The sequence below is a fragment of the Embleya sp. AB8 genome (assembly GCF_049739465.1).
Lineage (GTDB): Bacteria > Actinomycetota > Actinomycetes > Streptomycetales > Streptomycetaceae > Embleya.
The window spans coordinates 256,885-273,489 of sequence record NZ_JBMHHY010000012.1 but is presented as its reverse complement, the minus strand read 5'-3'; the positions used below and the strand labels follow the sequence as shown (position 1 = coordinate 273,489).

General features: G+C 69.2%; 13 protein-coding genes and 1 riboswitch. Of the genes, 6 read left to right on the top strand and 7 right to left on the bottom strand.

Features of this window, described 5'->3' with window-relative positions:
• Window positions 1-96 precede the first annotated feature (96 nt).
• Window positions 97-2,130: a PIG-L family deacetylase gene (locus tag ABIA38_RS19825; RefSeq protein ID WP_424640020.1), complete on the top strand. Its 2,034-nt coding sequence runs from the start codon at window positions 97-99 to the stop codon at window positions 2,128-2,130.
• 330 nt (window positions 2,131-2,460) lie between these two features.
• Here the strand turns inward: ABIA38_RS19825 and ABIA38_RS19820 are convergent, their stop codons facing one another.
• Both ABIA38_RS19820 and galE read right to left on the bottom strand, forming a co-directional pair.
• Complete coding sequence (locus tag ABIA38_RS19820; RefSeq protein ID WP_424640019.1) at window positions 2,461-3,855, bottom strand: transglycosylase family protein; 1,395 nt, start codon at window positions 3,853-3,855, stop codon at window positions 2,461-2,463.
• A gap of 4 nt (window positions 3,856-3,859) precedes the next feature.
• Window positions 3,860-4,049, bottom strand: a riboswitch (cyclic di-AMP (ydaO/yuaA leader).
• A 230-nt stretch (window positions 4,050-4,279) separates the two neighbouring features.
• A complete protein-coding gene (gene galE / locus ABIA38_RS19815; RefSeq protein ID WP_424640018.1) occupies window positions 4,280-5,248 on the bottom strand; it encodes a UDP-glucose 4-epimerase GalE in 969 nt (322 codons plus the stop codon).
• A gap of 206 nt (window positions 5,249-5,454) precedes the next feature.
• Here galE and ABIA38_RS19810 point away from each other — a divergent pair, with 206 nt between their 5' ends.
• The gene (locus ABIA38_RS19810) at window positions 5,455-6,741 is read left to right on the top strand and encodes an acyltransferase family protein (protein ID WP_424640017.1); all 1,287 of its coding nucleotides are present in this window, start codon (window positions 5,455-5,457) and stop codon (window positions 6,739-6,741) included.
• Window positions 6,742-6,783: 42 nt separating this feature from the next.
• On the opposite strand, the gene ABIA38_RS19805 is transcribed toward ABIA38_RS19810, so the two are convergent.
• The 3 genes from ABIA38_RS19805 to rfbA form a co-directional block, all read right to left on the bottom strand.
• Entirely contained in the window at window positions 6,784-8,499 is a 1,716-nt protein-coding gene (locus ABIA38_RS19805; RefSeq protein WP_424640016.1) for a hypothetical protein, read from the bottom strand.
• Between the two features lie 140 nt (window positions 8,500-8,639).
• Window positions 8,640-9,245, bottom strand: a complete 606-nt coding sequence (locus ABIA38_RS19800) for a dTDP-4-dehydrorhamnose 3,5-epimerase family protein (protein WP_424640015.1) — start codon at window positions 9,243-9,245, stop codon at window positions 8,640-8,642.
• 13 nt (window positions 9,246-9,258) lie between these two features.
• Window positions 9,259-10,155 carry a glucose-1-phosphate thymidylyltransferase RfbA gene (rfbA, locus tag ABIA38_RS19795; RefSeq protein WP_424640014.1) on the bottom strand — a complete coding sequence of 299 codons (897 nt, stop codon included), beginning with the start codon at window positions 10,153-10,155 and terminating at the stop codon, window positions 9,259-9,261.
• 118 nt (window positions 10,156-10,273) lie between these two features.
• On the opposite strand from rfbA, the gene rfbB reads away from it, so the two are divergent.
• From rfbB to ABIA38_RS19780, 3 genes are all read left to right on the top strand, one after another.
• Window positions 10,274-11,251 (top strand): dTDP-glucose 4,6-dehydratase, encoded by a 978-nt coding sequence (rfbB, locus tag ABIA38_RS19790; RefSeq protein WP_424640013.1) that lies wholly within the window; start codon window positions 10,274-10,276, stop codon window positions 11,249-11,251.
• 63 nt (window positions 11,252-11,314) lie between these two features.
• Window positions 11,315-12,217, top strand: a complete 903-nt coding sequence (locus tag ABIA38_RS19785) for a glycosyltransferase family 2 protein (protein ID WP_424640012.1) — start codon at window positions 11,315-11,317, stop codon at window positions 12,215-12,217.
• Window positions 12,218-12,256: 39 nt separating this feature from the next.
• Window positions 12,257-13,231: an NAD-dependent epimerase/dehydratase family protein gene (locus tag ABIA38_RS19780; RefSeq protein ID WP_424640011.1), complete on the top strand. Its 975-nt coding sequence runs from the start codon at window positions 12,257-12,259 to the stop codon at window positions 13,229-13,231.
• An 87-nt stretch (window positions 13,232-13,318) separates the two neighbouring features.
• On the opposite strand, the gene ABIA38_RS19775 is transcribed toward ABIA38_RS19780, so the two are convergent.
• Both ABIA38_RS19775 and ABIA38_RS19770 read right to left on the bottom strand, forming a co-directional pair.
• Complete coding sequence (locus ABIA38_RS19775) at window positions 13,319-14,224, bottom strand: glycosyltransferase family 2 protein (RefSeq protein WP_424640010.1); 906 nt, start codon at window positions 14,222-14,224, stop codon at window positions 13,319-13,321.
• Between the two features lie 32 nt (window positions 14,225-14,256).
• On the bottom strand, window positions 14,257-15,417 hold the full coding sequence (locus tag ABIA38_RS19770; RefSeq protein ID WP_424640009.1) for a lipopolysaccharide biosynthesis protein: 1,161 nt from the start codon (window positions 15,415-15,417) through the stop codon (window positions 14,257-14,259).
• A 497-nt stretch (window positions 15,418-15,914) separates the two neighbouring features.
• Between ABIA38_RS19770 and ABIA38_RS19765 the strand changes: the two genes are divergently transcribed.
• Window positions 15,915-16,601 carry a glycosyltransferase family 2 protein gene (locus ABIA38_RS19765; RefSeq protein WP_424640008.1) on the top strand — a complete coding sequence of 229 codons (687 nt, stop codon included), beginning with the start codon at window positions 15,915-15,917 and terminating at the stop codon, window positions 16,599-16,601.
• The last annotated feature ends 4 nt before the right edge of the window (window positions 16,602-16,605 follow it).

Sequence of the window (16,605 nt, the reverse complement as noted above, 5' to 3'; positions counted from 1 at the left end):
GCGGTGGGCGTCCAGCTCGTGCCGGCTGCGGCTGCGGCGCGGCAACCGGCGATGATGGGACCGCCCCGCCCGTAACGCCAGAAAGGCCCCGCCCAGATGGCGACGATCCCCGGCACCGGCAGGTTCACCGCGCTGGTCACCGTGTTCGCCCTCGCCTTCACCGGCGCGGTGGTGGCGCTGACCGGCCCTTACGGATCGCCGCCGTTCCACCCGCCGACCCGGCCGATCGGGCTGGACGCGCTGGCCCCGGGGCCGACCGCGGCGGGCGCGGCGATGCAGGTGGTCGCGCATCAGGACGACGACCTCTACTTCATGAACCCCGACGTCGACCGGGCCGTCCGGGCGGGCACGGACAATGTGACGGTCTTCCTCACCGCGGGCGAGGCGGACGGCCGCAACGGCCCCGGTGGCCGCCGGAATCCCGAGGCGTACGCCGCCGCGCGCGACAACGGCTCGCGCGCGGCGTACGCGTTCATGGCGCTCGGCGATCGTGCGGCGCGCTGGGAGCGACACAGCATCCGCCTTCGGGACGGCGCGTACGCCGAATTCGACCGGCTCGCCGATGCGCCGAACATCAAGCTGGTCTTCCTCAACACCCGAAAGGAGGAGGGCCTCGGCGCGCATGGCCGGCTGCGCACGCTGTGGAGCGGGCGCGAGCGCGAACTCGACACCCTGGCGCCGCTGGACGAGCCGGCCGGCGGGCCGTACGCGTATACCCGCGACGGCCTGATCGACTCGCTCGTGGACCTGATGCGCGCCCAGCGGCCGACCGTGGTGCGCACCCTGGACCCCGATCCCGACCGGCAGACCCACGACGCGAAGCACCCGGAACACGCGGACAGCGGCGGCGTTTCGGACCACCAGGACCACACCGCCGCCGCGCAGTTCGCCTGGGCGGCGCTGCGCCGGTACAACGCGGAGCGGCCCGCGGCGCGCGCCGCGGCGATCGCCTACCGCGGCTACTACAACGAGCGGTGGCCGCACAATCTGGCGCCGGACGCCCGCGCGCGCAAGGACGAGATCGACAGCGTCTACGGCTGGACCGACCGCGTGCACTATTGCCCGGGGCGCGCGGACTGCGGCGACCTCAAGGTGCGCGACACCGCGCCGGGCACCAACTGGCCGCAGAGCACCACGTATCGCTTCCCCGACGCGGGCCCGCGACCGGTGCTCGGCGCGGACGGGCGGCTGACCGCGTGGGCCGTGCTCGGCGGCCGGGTCACCCGCTGGACCCAGGAGCGGGTCGGCGCCGCCGCCTGGTCCGCGCCGCAGGCCGGGTCGGCGCCCGGGGACGGCGAGTTGGCCCCGGGGCCGGCGGCGGTACGCACGGCGGACGGGCGGATCCGGGTGTTCGTGCTGCGGCTCGGCGGCGCCCGGCGGGGTGATCGGGACCGGTTCGAGGTGCTCACCGCGATCGAGGCGGCGCCCGGTGGGGAGTTGGGCCCGTGGCAGGACCTGGGCGGGCCCGACGGCGGTGCGCGCGGCCTGGGCCCGCCGCTGGTCCAGGCCGACGGCGCGGGCGGGTTGCACGTGTTCGCGCGCAACCGGGGGAAGGGGCTGAGTACGCGGTACCTGGCCGCCGGAAGCGCCGATTGGTCGCCGTGGCGCGACCTGGGCGGTGCCGAGATCGTCGAGGGGCCGACCGCGGTGACTCGGCCCGACGGCGGGATCACCGTCTTCGGCACGGCGCGGGACGGCATCCGCCGCTGGGATGTGACGGGCGACCGGTCGGCGGTGCCGGGTACGATCGCGGCCGATCACCCGGTGGGTCCGCCGACCGCCTCGGTGGGCGTGGACGGGCGGGTGACGGTGGCCTACCGGCGAGCCGGCACGGCGGCGATCGTGAGCATGGTCGAGGCCGAACCGGGCCGGTGGCAGCCGGCGGGGGAGCGGGCGGCGGGCGTCGGCTACGAGTCCCTGACCCAACTGCCCGGGCCGGCCGGCACGACCACGATCCTGACCCGGGACGCGGCGGGCAACCCGGTCGCGGTGGACGCGGCAGGCGTGCCGACCACCCTCGACGACCACGCCGCCCCGACCGACCCCACCGGTGCGGTCGACGGCGACGGACACCCGACGGCTCTGTGGCTGAGCCGGGACGGCTCGCTCAGGACGGCCCGCCTACCCTGAGCCGCGCATTTGGACCAACCCCTGGCGGGCGATGACGGGCGCACCCCGAAAGGTGCGCCCGCGGTGCGCAGTCGGTCACGAGCCGGGCCAATGCGCCCGATCCGGCGACAGTCGCTCGCGAACCGGACCAAATACGCCCGGCCCGGCGACCGTTCGTCGCGAGCCGAGCCAAATCCAGCCCGGCCGGCGTTTGAGGCCAAGTAGCCGGGCCGGCGCTTGAGGCCACCTCGGCCGGAGGCCGGGTCGTCCCGGCCCGGCCGGCGCGTGAGGCCAAATCCAGCCCGGCCGGCGCCTGAGGCCAAATAGCCCGGCCGGCGCGTGAGGCCAACCTCAGACGCTGACCCCGTGGCTGCGCAGCCACGTCATCGGGTTGACCGCCGAGCCGTAGTTGGGCGTGGTCCGGACCTCGAAGTGCAGGTGCGGGCCGGTGACGTTGCCGGTCGCGCCGGACAGCGCGATCTTCTGGCCGGTCTGTACCTTCATCCCGGCCTTGACCGAGATCGAGGAAAGGTGCGCGTACTGGGTGTACTTGCCGTCCGCGTGCCGGATGACCACCTCGTTGCCGTACGCGCCGCCCCAACCGGCCGACACGACGGTGCCCGAGGTGACCGCGCGCACCGTGGTACCGGTCGAGACCGCGAAGTCCTGGCCGGTGTGGTGGCCACTGGCCCAGTGCGAGCCGCCGGAGCCGAAGCTCGCGGTGAGCGTGGCGCCGGAGACCGGGGCGACATACGAGCCGGAGGCGTGCTCGCCGCCGGTGTCGGACTTGGCGGTCGAGGCCTTCGGCGTGGTCGACTTGGGGGTCTCGGTCTTCGGTGTCTCGGTCTTCGGCGTGTCCGTCTTGGCGACGGTCTCGGTCTTGACCGCCTCGGCCTTGGGCGCGGCCTCGGTCCTGGTCGTGGTGTCCGTCTTGGGTGCGGTGTCCGTCTTGGCGGCGGTCGGCGCGGCCGTGCCGTCGACCGCGAGCTTCTGGCCCGGGAAGATCAGGTCCGGGTTCTGCCCGACGACGCTCTTGTTGCTCTCGTACAGCTTCGGCCAGCCGCCGGGCACGTGTGCGGCGTCGGCGATCCGGGAGAGCGTGTCGCCGGCCACCACGACGTAGGACGAGTTCGCGGCGGAGTCGGCGGCGGGCTCGGTCTTCGGCGTCTCGGCGGTCTCGGTCTTGGCGGTGGTCTCGGTCTTGGGCGCCTCGGTCTTCGGCGTCTGCGCCTTGGGCGCCTCGACGGTCTTCTTCGGGGCCGGTTTGGTGGTCTCGCTCTGCGCCTTGGGCGTGCTCTTCGGCGCGGTCTTGCCCGCCGAACCCGAGGAGCCCGAGGAGCCGGTGTCGACGTCGGCGCTCGAGCCGCCGCGGTTGAGGCCCGCCTTGACCGAGCACACCGGCCACGCGCCGGGGCCCTGGCTCTTGAGCACCTTCTCGGCGATGGCGATCTGCTGGCCCTTGGTCGCCTGGTCGGCCCGCGTGGCGTACTGGGTGCCGCCGAACTCGTGCCAGGTGCTCTGGGTGAACTGCAGGCCGCCGTAGAAGCCGTTGCCGGTGTTGATCTGCCAGTTGCCCGTGCTCTCGCACTGGGCGACCTTGTCCCAGGTGTTCACGGACGCGGCCTGGGCCGTGCCCGCGCCGATGATCGGCATGGCGACGCCGACGCCGGCGACACCCGCCGCGGCGATCAGACGGGTGGTCCTGCTGGTGCTGCGACGGCGATGACGCCCGGTTCCGGACAACATGGCTTGATCCTCTCCCACGCCTACGAGGTGAGCTGTCGGATTCGGGCCGGAGATCGATAGCCCGGCCACCTCCCGAAGGAGATGGCTTCACCCCTAGCCGTTCGCGGCGCCCGATCGCCCGGATCGGGGCCGTTCGCGGCGGTTCACCTGTGGTTCCCCCGCTCCTGTCGTGTGGTACTCGTCAGCCTCCCGAGCGGCCGGCGACAGGATTCGGCGTACCGGCGATCGGGGTCCGTGTGGGATACGGACGGATCGAACGCTAAGCAGCCCTCGCCGTAGATCACAAGTCTGTGTCGGATAGAAGTCGATTATCCGTTTTGCGGTTGAGCGCAAAGTGGATGATCTCTTCCGGAAAGGACCGTTCCCGGCCACTCGATGGCCAAATGGCCGGGAATACCGGGATAACCCGATGCGGCCGGCCGACTCAGCCGTGTTGCGCCCGCCATCCCGCCCACGCGCTCTCCACCATGTCCGGGGTGTCGAGCCGGGCCTTCCAGCCCAGTTCGGCGCCGATCCGGTCGGCGCTCGCCACCACCCGGGCCGGATCGCCCGCCCGCCGGGGGCGCAGCTCCGGCGTGCGCGAGCGCAACCCGGTGACCTCGCGGATGAGTTCCACCATCTCGCGCACCGACGTGCCCTCGCCGCGCCCCACGTTCAACACCAGGCGCGCGTCCGGATCGGCGGCGAGCCGGCGCGTTGCGGCCACGTGCGCCTCGGCCAGGTCCACCACATGGATGAAGTCGCGCACACACGTGCCGTCCGGGGTTTCGTAGTCGTCCCCGAAGATCACCGGCGGCTGATCCGCCGTCAGCTTTTCCAGCACCATCGGCACGAGGTTGAACACGCCCGCGTCCGCGAGCTCCGGCGCGCCCGCGCCCGCGACGTTGAAGTAGCGCAGCGCGGCGTACGACATCCCGTGCGCGCGCGCCGTCGCCCCGATCATCCACTCGCCGACCAACTTGCTCTCGCCGTACGGGTTGATCGGCAGACACGGGGTGTCCTCGTCGACCAGATCCACGTCCGGCATGCCGTAGACGGCCGCGCTGGAGGAGAACACGATCCGCGTCACCTCGGCGGCCACCATCGCCGCCAACAACGTCCGCAGCCCCTCGACGTTCTCCTCGTAGTAATAGAGGGGACGCGAAACCGACTCGGGCACCTGCTTCTTCGCCGCGATGTGCACCACGCCGTCCACCGCGTGCCCCCGGAACACCTCGTCGAGCACCCCCCGATCGAGCACCGAGCCGATCACCAGCGGCACCCCCTCGGGCACCCGCTCCCGCGCTCCGGTGGACAGGTCGTCGAGCACGACCACATCCTCACCGACCGCGAGCAACGCCCGCACGACATGCGTCCCGATATACCCGGCACCGCCGGTGACAAGCCACTTCATGGGACGACCCTATCCGGCATCCGGGGCCTGCGGCGGGTGTCGGAACGGCCCGAGCCGGCCGATCGGCGCGCGCCGGCCCGGGGTGCCGGATTCGGCGCCGGGCCGCCGGTTACCATGCACAGGATCTCGTGGGCGGGGCGCACATGCGTCCGAGGGGGGAACCTGCGTCGCTCTGCGGCGGCCACGTCAAGAAGGGTGTGAACCGCGTGCGACGCGATTTCGGAATGGGTCGGCAGGGCACCCTGGCTGAACGATTCTCCGGCCGGGACAACAGCATCGGATTGATCCGACTTCTGTTGGCGACAGCGGTCGTGGTGGCACACGCGCACATATTGGGTGGCTTCGGCAAGCGCGAACCGGGCAACGGGTTCACTGGCCTCCAGGTGGGGCTCGGCCGGATGTCCGTGTACGGCTTCTTCGTACTGTCGGGCTTCCTGATCACCCGCAGCGGTATGCGCACCACCACCGGGCGCTATCTGTGGCACCGACTGCTGCGCATCCTGCCCGGCCTGTGGGTCTGTGTGTTGTTCACCGCGTTCGTGGCCGCGCCGATCATGTTCCGCCACCAGCAGGGTTCGCTGGACGGCTTCTGGCGACACGGGGAGGGCCCGTTCGACTACGTCCGCGCGAACTGGTGGACCGGCCTGCGGCAGTTGGACATTTCCAACATCCTGGCCACGGGTAAGAAGGCGGGCCACGCGTTCGATCCCGGCTTCGACGGCGCGCTGTGGTCGCTGAGCTACGAGATGATCTGCTACGTGGTCGTCGCGGCGATGGCCTGGTCCGGCGTGCTGCGCGGATCCCGCCGGTTCGTACTGTTGCTGACCGCCCTGCTGTACGGCTGGATCGTGATGGACCTGGTGAACGCCCCCGGCTGGCGTGGTCCGCAGAACACCAACGGCACCAACATCCACGTGCCGATCCTGAGCGAGTTCATCGGCCCGTTGCACAGCCAGTACCTGATCTACCTGAGTTTCCTCTTCTGCGTCGGCATGCTCTTCCAGCTCTACCAGGAGCGGATCCCGGTCAACGACGTGCTCGGCGTCGTCTCGATCGTCGCGCTGTTCGCGAGCATGCGCTTCGGCGGCTTCTTCGTGATCGGCTTCCCGGCCTTCGCCTACGCGCTGATGTGGCTCGCGGTACGGCTGCCGAAGCCCTTCCGAGTGGTCGGTCGCAAGCGCGACCTCTCCTACGGCATCTATATCTACGGCTTCGTGGTCGAGCAGTTCCTGGTCGTGCTCGGGTACAACCGGCACGGCTTCCTCGCCTACCTCGGGCTCTCGCTGGTCGGCACCTTCGTCCTCGCCGCCGGCTCGTGGTACCTGGTGGAGAAGCCCGCGATGCGGCTCAAGGACTGGACCCCGAGCCTGTTCCGTTCCCGGCTCCCCGAAGCCGGCGCGGCGAAGGACACCGGGTCGACCTCCCCGGTCCCGACGAAGGCGGCGTCGGATTCGACCTCGACGCCGCCTTCGACCGTGACGATCAACCGCTGAGACACGCCCCGGACCCCCGGCCCGTGGGTCCGGCGAGCATGGTCAGCCGTTGTTCGCTCCGGGGGTGCCGTGTACGGGGGCCCGCCACGGCGGGGTGCCCAGCCGGTCACACTTGTGGTCCTTCGCGTACCTCGGGCACTCGCCGCTGGTCTTCTGCAGCTGGTGCGAGCGATAGGTCAGCGACCCGATGCTCGAGTCGTTCACCGGCATCAGATTGTTGGCGACCGACGAGGCCGCCGTCCCGAACAGCAGGACCATCGCGGACAGCGCGCCGATCGTGGTCGCCATCCCGGGAGTCGTGCGCCAGCGCGCGCCGACGTGCCGGGGTTCGGCGTCCGCGGCCGGGTCCGCGCGGTGCACGACGAACCGGTTCCACAACGCGCGCAGCCGTTGCGCGGACAGATGTACGGCCACGCCGACCAGGAGCAGGCTGACGTAGGCGAGTTCGTACGAGGTGCGCGGGTAGAGCTGCACGGCCTGGTCCTGGAACATGTGCGAGGCGAACCAGAACCGCATCAGCCACGAACTGGCGAAGCAGGCCACGAGCGCCAGGACCAGCGAGCGTCGCATGCCGAGCGCGACGGCGACCGCGAGGGCCACCAGCAGGATCAGCATGAATACGCCGACGCCGCCGAGTTCGCCGGGCGGCGGCCACATGCCCACCTCGCCGGGCGTGTCGCCGCGCCACATCAGGTAGTAGGCGGGGTCGATCTTGGTGTCGAAGTAGAAGTACGAGTCCTTCTCGCCGCCACCCTTGAGCAACAGGTCCTTGAGGTAGAGGCCACTGATGATCAGGAACGGGACGATGGTCGCGGCCAGGAAGACCATGGCGGGCTTGAAACCGCCTCGCCAGGGCAGCACCAGCAGACAGATCACGAGCACACCGGCGGCCGACCAGACGAACCAGCCGGAGTAGGCAATCACCAGCACACCCAATATCACGCCGAACGCCACGCCGGTGAGCAGCCGATCACGTTTGGTCATCTGCGGTGATCGGCGTAGGACCTGGATGAACTTCGCGATGATCGGCACGAACACGACCAGGACGATCGTGGTGTAGGGCTTGATCGGCTCGTACAGCGGGATCGAGCTGGTCACGCCGATCGCCAGGGCCCACAGCGGCTGGAACCACACCCGCCAGGCGAGGTAGGCGGCCGGGCCGATCATCGCCATGATCACGATCTGCAGATCCTGGAGCGAGTACGAGGTGTTTCCGTGCCGGAACACCTTCGCCCACAGCGCCAGCAACTCCGGGAACAGTGGTGGATACACGCCCGACGGGATCGACTCGCCCCGGTTGATCGCCCCCGCCCAGTTCGCGAGGGTGCCCATGTCACCGCCGACACCGTTGATCGGCCACGGCGTGCCGCGCAGGCCGATCGTGGTGCCGCCCGCGACGAAGCCGGTGGCGAGGCCCGCCACGACGGCGCACGACAGGCGGACGAACAGCGCCTGCAGGTCCGGACCGAACCGCCGATAGGCGATCACCAGTGCCGCGATGACGAGCAGCGAGATCAGCGTCATCCGCAACTGCAGCGTGGCCAGGCCGCTGACCTGACCGATCCGGTTGAGCGGGTTGACCCGGATGTTGCGCGCCCACACGGCGAACACCATCGCGGTGAGCACCGCCACGGCGCCTTCGGCACAGACCAGCAGCGGACGCCGCCACCAGGGCGTCGGCGCTGCGGCTGTCGTCGTCGGCAGCGCCTTCGGTGGTGGTGAGGACGTGGGCAGATCGGGCGATGGGGCGCACTCCACCTGGTATCTCCTTCAAAGGGGCCGGGCAAGGGGCTGCCGGTCGACCCGCGGGCGATCACGCGCGGATGGACCGGCAGGACGGAAATCGAGATGTCGGCGACCCCGGCGCGAGTTGCGGAGGGACGTCCTGTTCGCCGGGGTCAGGCGTCGACGAAGCCGAGCGAGTCGGTGAAGTCCTTGCAGGTCGTGTACTGCGGGAGCAGGCCCGAAGCGATCGCCTCGTCGAACGAGGGCGCCGCTTCGTCTCGGACCGAGAGCACCGGAGTATCGGTCTGCCAGTCGATCGCCAACCGCGGATCGAGCGGATGGACGGTGTGCTCGCGCTCGGGGGCGTAGGTGGCCGAGCACAGGTAGACCAGCGTCGCGTCCTCGGAACGCGCGCAGAATCCGTGCCCGATGCCCTCGGAGACGTAGAGCGCCTTGCGCTCGACATCGTCCAGCAGCACGCTCTCCCAACGACCGAACGTGGGGGATCCGACCCGCAGATCGACCACCACGTCGAGCAACGTGCCACGCACGCAGGTCAGGTACTTCGCCTGCCCCGGCGGTACGTCGGCGAAATGCACGCCTCGGACGACGCCGCGCGCCGACACCGACATATTGGCCTGCGCGAGGTTCAGCGGGTGACCCACGACCTTCGCGAGGTGATCGAATCGGTACCACTCCGTGAACATGCCACGCGGGTCGCCGTGCAGACGCGGCGTGATCTCCCAAACCCCGTCGATACCGAGCGGGCGGATATCCATACGAGCTTCCTCGTCAGCGATTGTCGGGGTTGGGGGCCAAGCCCTCACCGTATTCGAGCAGATCGAGCAGGTATTTGCCGTAACCGCTCTTGAGCAGGGGAGTCGCGATCGCCCGAACCGCGTCCTCGTCGATGAAGCCCGCCCGCCAGGCGGCCTCCTCGATGCAGCCGATCTTGAGCCCCTGGCGCTGCTCGATGACCCGGACGAACTCGGCGGCCTGGACCATCGAGTCGAAGGTTCCGGTGTCGAGCCACGCCGTGCCGCGATCGAGCAGCGTCACGTTCAGCCGGTCCTCCCGCAGATAGGCGTCGATCACCTCGGTGATCTCCAACTCGCCACGCGCACTGGGCTTGAGGTCACGGGCGATCTCGACGACCCGGTTGTCGAAGAAGTACAGCCCGGGTACCGCGTAGCGGGACTTGGGCACGGCCGGCTTCTCCTCGATCGACAGCGCCCGGCCCTCGGCGTCGAACTCCACCACGCCGTAGGCACTCGGGTCCGCGACCGGGCAGGCGAACACGCGGGCGCCGGTCAACCGGGTGTGCCCGCGCAACTGCCGTCCCAGGCCGACACCGTGGAAGATGTTGTCGCCCAGGACGAGTGCGACGGGTTCGTCACCGATGAAGTCGGCGCCGAGTACGAAAGCCTGGGCGATTCCCTCGGGGCGCTCCTGGATCGCGTATTCCAGCCGTAGGCCGAGCCTCGAGCCGTCCCCGAGCAGACGTCGGAACTGCGGCTGGTCGTGCGGGGTGGTGACGACCAGGATCTCGCGGATGCCGGACATGATCAAAGTGGACAGCGGATAGTAGATCATCGGCTTGTCGAAGACTGGCATGAGTTGCTTCGAGACAGCCTGGGTCAAAGGCCACAGACGGGAGCCGGTGCCACCCGCGAGAAGAATGCCGCGCATGGCGCACACCCTACGTGGTGCGGGTGAACGCCCGGTTCGGTCGGATCACGAAGGCACCCCGAGCGCCCCGCGGGGGCCGGCCGAAGCCTTGTGGAGGTCCGTGTAGAATCCCGTCTCTATGAAGATTTTGGTGACAGGTGGAGCCGGCTTCATCGGTTCGGAGTTCGTCCGGGGATTGTTGTCCGCCTCGGGTGCGTCCGACTCGGTCACCGTATTGGACAAGCTGTCCTACTCGGGCAACACCGCGAATCTGGCCGATGTCGCCGAACACTCGGCGTTCACCTTCGTCCAAGGCGATATTCGTGACGTCGATCTCGTCGACCAGGTCGTGGCCGGCCACGACGTCGTGGTGCACTTCGCGGCGGAATCCCACGTCGATCGGTCGATCTCCGGCGCGCTGGAGTTCGTGACCACCAATGTCGTCGGCACCCAGATCCTTCTCGACGCCGCGCGCAAGCATCAGGTGAATCGATTCGTCCATGTGTCGACCGACGAGGTCTACGGCTCGATCACCGAGGGCTCCTGGACCGAGGACTGGCCGCTGGCCCCCAACTCGCCGTACGCGGCGAGCAAGGCGGGCTCCGACCTGCTGGCCCTCGCAGCCTTCCGCACCCACGGCATGGACGTCGTGCTCACCCGCTGCTCCAACAACTACGGGCCGTACCAGTTCCCGGAGAAGATGATCCCGCTGTTCCTGACCAACCTGTTCGACGGCCATCCGGTGCCGTTGTACGGGGACGGCACGAACGTGCGCGACTGGCTCCATGTGGCGGACCACTGCGCGGGCATCGAGAAGGTCATGCGGCGGGGCCGCGCGGGCGAGACGTATCACATCGGCGGCGGTGTCGAGTTGACCAACAAGGAACTGACCGGACGGCTCCTGGACGCGTGCGGGGCGGGTTGGGAACTGGTCCGCCCGGTCGAGGACCGCAAGGGACACGACCTTCGCTACTCGTTGTCGATCCGAAAGATCCAGGACGAACTCGGTTACGCTCCGGCCGTACCCTTCGACCGGGGACTCGCGGACACCGTAGCCTGGTATCGGGCCAACAGGTCTTGGTGGGAACCGTTGAAGGCGCGGGCGGCCGGCGCCTGATCCGGCTCGATGGTGGATGCACCAACGCTCGCTCCGTCGCCCGATCACTTAGGTATGAATCCCATGACGACGTTCGACATCATGTTGCCGTACTACGGCCCCGTTCCGCTGATGCAGGCCGCCGTGCGCAGCGTCATGACGCAGTCCGATCGGGACTGGCGGCTCACGGTGGTCGACGACGGCCGCGAGGAGGGCGTCGCGCGGTGGTTCGACACGCTGGACGACAAGCGGGTGCGATACCAGCGCAACGAGCGCAACCTCGGGGTCTCCGGCAACTACCGCAAGTGCATCGACCTGGTCGAGTTCGACCGGGTGGTCCTGATGGGGACCGACGACATCATGTTGCCGAACTACCTCGAGTGCATGCGCGATTCGCTGGCGGTGGCCCCCGATGTCGCGATGATCCAGCCGGGCGTGGAGGTCATCGACGAGCTTGGGCAGCCGCGTAGAACCCTGGCGGACGGGACCAAGCGGCGGATCTACGCGCCCAAGGTGGACGGGCATCGGCTGATGGGCGGTCAGGAATTGGCCACCGGGCTGGTCCGGGGCAACTGGCTGTACTTCCCGTCGATGTGCTGGCGGGCCGACGCGCTCAAGTCGGTGCCGTTCCGGGAGGATCTGCGGGTCACCCAGGATCTCGCGCTGGTCATGGAACTGCTGCTGCGCGGCGAGGAGTTGCTCGTATCCAGCCCGATCTGCTTCCAATACCGCAGGCACTCGGCCAGCATCTCGTCGACCACGGCCGGCAGCGGTGCCCGGTTCGCGGAGGAGCGTGGCTACTTCCGGGAATTGGCCAAGGTCGCCCAAGAGCACGGCTGGCCGCGCACGGCCAAGGCCGCCCGCTTCCACGTCGCGTCCCGGCTGCACGCGTTGACGCTGCTGCCGGGCGCCGTGCGGACCGGGCGCAAGGAGAGTGTGTCGCACATCGTCGCGCACGCGTTCGGCTCGGTGCGCCAGGCGCCTTGACCCGCGCCTCGCCGGCCCCGACGGAAAGAGAACCGCACCATGGCTGAACCGACCGGCGCCGAAACCCCGCACGGCGCGCCGGCCCCGCCGATGCGCGTCGCCGTTCTCGGCGGCAGCGGATTCATCGGCCGCCCGCTGTGCGCGGCCCTGACCGGGCGAGGCCACGAGGTCGTCGCGATCGGTCGGCGCGAACCGGCGACCCCGCTCGCCGCGCCCTTCGTGGCGCTGGACGTCCAGGACGCGCCGGCCCGGGTCACGGCCGAGGTGTTGGACCGGCATCGGGTCACCCACGTGATCAACGCGGCCGGCGGCATGTGGGGTCTGAACGACGAGGAACTGGTCGGCGCGAACCTGACCCTGGTGGAGAACCTGATCGCGGCGATCGGCCTGCTGACCCCGGCCCCGCGCCTGGTGCAGTTCGGCACGGTGCACGAGTACGGCCTGGTCCCGGTCGGCACCATGCTCCACGAGGACTCTCCGGTACGGCCCGCGATGGCCTACGGCGAACTGAAGTTGCGTTGCACGGAGCGGATCCGCGCGGCCGTCGAGACGGACGGCCTGGACGCGATCGTGCTGCGCGTGGGCAATGTGGTGGGCGCCGGCCAGCCCGGGCACAGCCTGCTCGGCGGCGTCGCGGCGAAGCTGTCGGCGGGCGCCGGGTCGGCCGAGCCGGTCCGGTTGACCTTCGCGTCGCTGGGCGCGCGCCGGGACTTCGTCGACCTGGACGATGTCGTGGCCGCCTCGGTCGCCGCCGTCGAGTCGACGGTGCGCGACGTGGTCAACATCGGCGGCGGAGCCGGCGTGGCCGCCCGCGAACCGGTCCGCCGGCTGATCGAGGCCGCCGGCATCCCGGCCGAACTCGTCGAGGAGTCGCCCGACGCCGGTCCGGACGAACAGTGGCAGTGCATGGCCCTGGACCGCGCCGAGGAATTGTTGAAGTGGCGGCCGAACCACTCGCTCGGGCACGCCATGACGCGCCTGTGGGCCCACCACGTCGGCGAGCGGGTCTCCTGACCACACCGTCGCGCCGGTGCCGCCGGCCACGCGCGACGAGATCACGAGGTCCCCGACGGGCGCGAGTTCGTCGGGGACCTCGGGTCGTCAGCGCGCGCGGGTGTTGCCGAACGCGTGCCGTGTCAGGTTGCGCACCGAACCCTTGTCGCCGCGGCGCACCGCCTTGGGCACCAGGGTGAGCGCGTGCAGCCGCGAGCCGACGTGGTTGCGGGCGGCGGCGGCCGCGCGGTGCCAGCCGAGCGCCTCGAACCGCTCGATCATGCCGGTGAAGTAGGTCCGCTCGGTGACGAATCGGCGGCCGCTGGTGGCCGCGGCCGAGGAGTGGCTGACCGCGTGTCGGCGGTAGCGGAAGCACACCGTGTCGTCGACCACCATGGTCGCGTGCAGGCACAACGCGTCGATCACCATGGCGAGGTCGTGCACCTCGTCCAGGTCGTCCGGGAAGCCGACCTGCTTGGCGATGTCGCTGCGCCAGGCCAGCGAGGGGAAGTACAGCCAGTTGCCCCGGATCAGCCCGACCGCCAGGTCCTCGCCGCCGTAGAGCCGACGCCCCTGCGTCTTGGGCGCGAAAAGATGCCGCTTGACCTGGTCGACGAAGGGCATCGTCGGGTTCCCGGCGGTGTCGATGACCTGAACGCCGGGCTGGACGATCTTCGCGTCCGGGAACTGCTCCAGGCAGTCCCGCACGGTCGCCAGGTAGTGCGGGAGCATCACGTCGTCCCCGCCCATGAAGACCAGCAGCGGGTTCTCCACCAGCGACAGGACCTTCTGGTAGTTCTTCGTCACACCCAACCGGTGGTCGTTGCGCCGGTAGTCGATACGACTGTCCTCGAGGCTCGCGAACCACTCCGGCACGCCGGGTTCGGAGCCGTCGTCGGTGACGATCAGTCGCCAGTTCTGGTCGGTCTGGGCGATGACGCTACGGACGGCTTGCTGCATCATGCCCACGTCGCCGTAGAAGGGCATCGCGACGTCGATCGTTTCCAAAACCATCTCCGGATCCGGGTTGAGTGGACGAGGTGTTGTCAGGCCTGCACGACATGGTCGGACGGTGCGCTCCGCAGCGCCTCGTCCGGTCGAGCAGCGCTCACATGGTGCCCCACGTGGCGCTTGCCCAGGCTCCACAGCAGGAACGCCATCACCAGGGTGGTGACCAGCGAGCCGGTCAGATACGCGGCCTCGACCCTGATCTGGATCGAGCCCGGCGAGGCGGTCACCGCCGCGAGAGCGGCGACGCCGATCACCCAGGACCACATCTGCTGCCGATGGGCACCCTGGGCCATCAGGGCCTGCCCGAGTACGAGCGCGAGCATGTAGCACAGCGTGCCCAACGAGAACCACGCGAAGTCCCCCGTGCCGAGGATCTTGGGCGAGCCGAACAACGTCGGCACCAACCACGGACCCAGGACGGTGGCCACCGTTCCGCCACTGAGGCCGAGTACCGCGACGATGCCGCAACTGCGCAGGGTCAGTTGGCGGAACGCGGCGCGATCACCGGCGGCGTGCGCGCCGGCCAGCCCCGGTAGGAGCGAGGTCTGCAACGAACTGAAGACGAACAGCGGCACCCGGGCCAACACGATCGCCGACAGCAGCGCGCTGACCAACTCGACCTCGCCGGGTTCGAGCAGCTTGACGTTGATGACGGCGATGTTGACCACGATCTGGGACAGCATGATCGACACGATCAGCAGCGCCAGGCCCCGATACATCGACTTCCACGGCACCGTGGTCCCGGGCAGCGCGTGTCGAAGCACCGGGCGCAGGGTGACCAGGACCGACAGGAGCGGGGCGGCGGTCAGGATCAGGCTGAACATCAGCGCCGACCGCACGCCGGCGATGCCGAGGGCGAGCGCGAAGGCGATCCGCAGGCCGCCGTCGATCGCCAACTGGGCGCCGTACTCCCGGAAGAGGCCGAGCCCGGCGAGGACGCCGCGGGTGACCGCGGTCGCGGCGAGCCCGACGAAGGCACCGGCCAACGCGATGAGCATCGAACGCTGACCGGCGAACAACCGGTCGGAGATCGGGATCGCGCCGGCACCCACGACCAGGAGTACGGCCAGCAGGATGCCGCCGGCCAGCACCATTCCCCTGCGCAAAACCGGTGCGGCGCCTTCGCCCTCGATTTTGCGGGCGGCGACGATTCGCGTGATCTCCTGCTCGACCGGGGTGTAAAAGCCATATCCCACGGAAAAAGCAATCGTCCACAAAACCGACACATTTGCCATGCCGTCGGACGACAGCGTGTGGCCGGCAAGTGCGAGATGCACGTAAGAGGCGGCGCCCAGTACGACGACGCCGATGCCGACTCGGAGCGTGCCCGGGGGCAGAGCCCGGACGGCGCGTACTACGAGATTCACGGTGACCCGGCCGATGCGAAGTTGGGATGGAGTGAGGCGGTGTGGGGATCGGACCCGCCCGCGTCGCCCACCGTCGATCGCTCGGGCCCTCAGGACAGGACCGTACAGGCGATCACGGGCGACCCACCAGGCAGCCGATCGGTTAGGATCCTCTGAGGTGATGGGCCCATAGCTTCGCGAGTCTACTGGACGTACGAGGCGACAGGTTCGACCGATGATCGACCGGAGGCCGCGCGGCCGGGCCGAGTGCGCGTCGGTTCGTCTCTTCGGATTGTTGCTCGGAACAATCAGACGCGGTAGCGAAAACTCTCATCTTGGAGTGTCTGGTGCGGGACTACAGCGACGTATGGTTGGTGATCCCTGTCTTCAACGAGGACCAGGTCATCGCCCAAGTCGTCACGGATGCATCTCTAGTATTCCCGAACATTGTGTGTGTGGACGACGGCAGTTCCGACAACTCGGCCCGGGAGATTTTCGGAACCGTTGCGCACCTGGTGAAACACCCGGTCAATCTCGGTCAGGGTGCGTCTTTGCAAACCGGCATGACCTATGCGCTGGCCCAGCCCGGTGCCCGGTATTTCGTCACCTTCGACGCCGACGGGCAACACCGCGTCGAAGATGCCCAGGCAATGGTCGAACGCATTCGCGGGGGTGATGTCGACGTCGTCCTCGGTTCTCGCTTCCTGGAAGCCAGCACGGAGATTCCCAAAATAAAGCGGATCGTCCTGCGGACCGTCGCGGCGGTGAGTCTCACCTCGCGCAAGCTTCATTTGACGGACGCGCACAACGGGCTGCGGGTCTTCAACCGGGAAGCCGCGTCGCGGCTGCGCATCAGTATGAATGGCATGGCGCACGCGTCCGAGATCGTCGGTTTCCTGGCGCGTTCGGGGCTGCGCATCAAGGAGATGCCCGTCTCCGTGCGCTACACCGAATACTCGAAAGCCAAGGGCCAGTCGCTCATCAATGGCGTGAACATCCTCTTTGACATGTCGGTTCGGCAGCGGGGTAAATGATCGT

Coding starts and splice junctions, on each gene's coding strand:
- ABIA38_RS19825 (WP_424640020.1), top strand. CDS start 97: ATGGCGACGATCCCCGGCACCGGCAGGTTCACCGCGCTGGTCACCGTG.
- rfbA (WP_424640014.1), bottom strand. CDS start 10,155: ATGCGCGGCATTCTTCTCGCGGGTGGCACCGGCTCCCGTCTGTGGCCT.
- ABIA38_RS19780 (WP_424640011.1), top strand. CDS start 12,257: ATGGCTGAACCGACCGGCGCCGAAACCCCGCACGGCGCGCCGGCCCCG.
- ABIA38_RS19820 (WP_424640019.1), bottom strand. CDS start 3,855: ATGTTGTCCGGAACCGGGCGTCATCGCCGTCGCAGCACCAGCAGGACC.
- rfbB (WP_424640013.1), top strand. CDS start 10,274: ATGAAGATTTTGGTGACAGGTGGAGCCGGCTTCATCGGTTCGGAGTTC.
- ABIA38_RS19775 (WP_424640010.1), bottom strand. CDS start 14,224: ATGGTTTTGGAAACGATCGACGTCGCGATGCCCTTCTACGGCGACGTG.
- ABIA38_RS19785 (WP_424640012.1), top strand. CDS start 11,315: ATGACGACGTTCGACATCATGTTGCCGTACTACGGCCCCGTTCCGCTG.
- ABIA38_RS19800 (WP_424640015.1), bottom strand. CDS start 9,245: ATGGATATCCGCCCGCTCGGTATCGACGGGGTTTGGGAGATCACGCCG.
- galE (WP_424640018.1), bottom strand. CDS start 5,248: ATGAAGTGGCTTGTCACCGGCGGTGCCGGGTATATCGGGACGCATGTC.